The 1,446-nt window shown below is 37.3% G+C and carries 1 protein-coding gene; it reads left to right on the top strand.

What is annotated here, in order from left to right:
- Positions 1-80 precede the first annotated feature (80 nt).
- Complete coding sequence (locus FFM59_RS09960; RefSeq protein ID WP_137602863.1) at positions 81-1,286, top strand: IS110 family RNA-guided transposase; 1,206 nt, start codon at positions 81-83, stop codon at positions 1,284-1,286.
- The last annotated feature ends 160 nt before the right edge of the window (positions 1,287-1,446 follow it).

Below are 1,446 nucleotides of genomic sequence, written 5' to 3'. Positions count from 1 at the left end.
GTTGGCTATTTAAAGTCGTGTATTGAAAATTGAGATGAGTGAATCAGTGAATACAACTTTCATAAAGGTGGTAGTTAGTCATGGATATCGTATTTGGTATTGATGTAAGTAAGCACAGCTCCAATGTAGCAATTTTGATTGAACAAAAGGTTTACAAAGAATTCAAAATTCAAAATGACCGGCATGGGTTTGAAATTCTTGAAGATGAGCTAGATGGCTTAACATCACCACAGATAATTTTTGAATCTTCAGGAATCTATTCTCGCAGTATACGTGCTTTTCTGATCCGTAACGGTTGGCAATATACAGAAATTAATCCTTTAGCAGCTAAGAAGGATATGGATAGTTTTCGCCACAATAAGAATGACCGATTAGATGCAGTTTCATTGGCAATGGCGATGTCACAACATCACTACAAGCCAACATTTCAGGAACAACCAGTTTATTCAGAACTGCATGATTTAGAACGGACATATCAAGAGCTGAATGAAGATATTGTTAGGGCTAAGAATCGATTACATCAAAAACTACAACTGGCTTTCCCCGAAATTGAACGATTCTTAAGTGTCACCGATGGTGCATTGTATTGGCACATCGTTCAGCAGTTTCCACATCCATCTCTGGTTTTAGAAATGGGAATTACCGAACTGGCTCGGCTAATTCTTGAAGCGACACCTAAGAATATGGGTGAACGTCGTTCGCTCGTTCTAGCCCAGCACTTACAAGATTTGGCATATAATTCAGCTCCAGCTGTTGAAAACTGCACACATGCCGTCCAAGCTGTAATTTATTTAGCCGGAGAAGTAGAACGACTCGATACTTTGAAGAAGAAAACGATTGACGAAATGACTGAAATTTCAGCTAATCTTCAGGAAATTTCCATTCTACAATCGATTCCAGGAATTGGTATTAAAACAGCAGTATGTTTGGTGGCTGAATTGGGAGATATCCGCAGATTTAGAAAACCTAATGCGATTAATGCTTATATCGGAATTGACTTAATCCAATATCAATCTGGGGACTTTGAAATGGGACAGCACATCAGGAAGCGTGGGAATACCTACGCTCGTAAAATACTTTTCAAAGCTGTACTGAATATAGTGAGTGTCTCAAGATATCATCCTAGTAACATTAGTCTGTTCTATCAAAGAAAAAAGCAATCTTCCGGTGACATTCACACCAAGAAGATTGCCATAGCTGCGATGGGAAGGCTCAATCGAACCATCTACCACCTCATCAAAAATAATGAATTTTATGACCCTATGAAGTTCACGCCAGAACTGTAGATCATTATCCATTCAAATACATTATAGCATCTCAAAAATTAGGAATACTAGAGATGTTTATTTTGTGTACACTCAATTTAATTTAATTGATCTTTTTCAGTTCATATACGTTATTAAATAGGCCTGTAGCCATGCTTTATTAAAATAAAAAACCATTAGA

The organism is Paucilactobacillus nenjiangensis (assembly GCF_005405445.1).
GTDB classification, from domain to species: Bacteria; Bacillota; Bacilli; order Lactobacillales; family Lactobacillaceae; genus Paucilactobacillus; species Paucilactobacillus nenjiangensis.
This window is presented reverse-complemented; position numbering and strand designations above follow the sequence as displayed.

Excerpts from the sequence above, each read along its gene's own strand:
- FFM59_RS09960 (WP_137602863.1), top strand. The coding sequence starts at position 81 with ATGGATATCGTATTTGGTATTGATGTAAGTAAGCACAGCTCCAATGTA.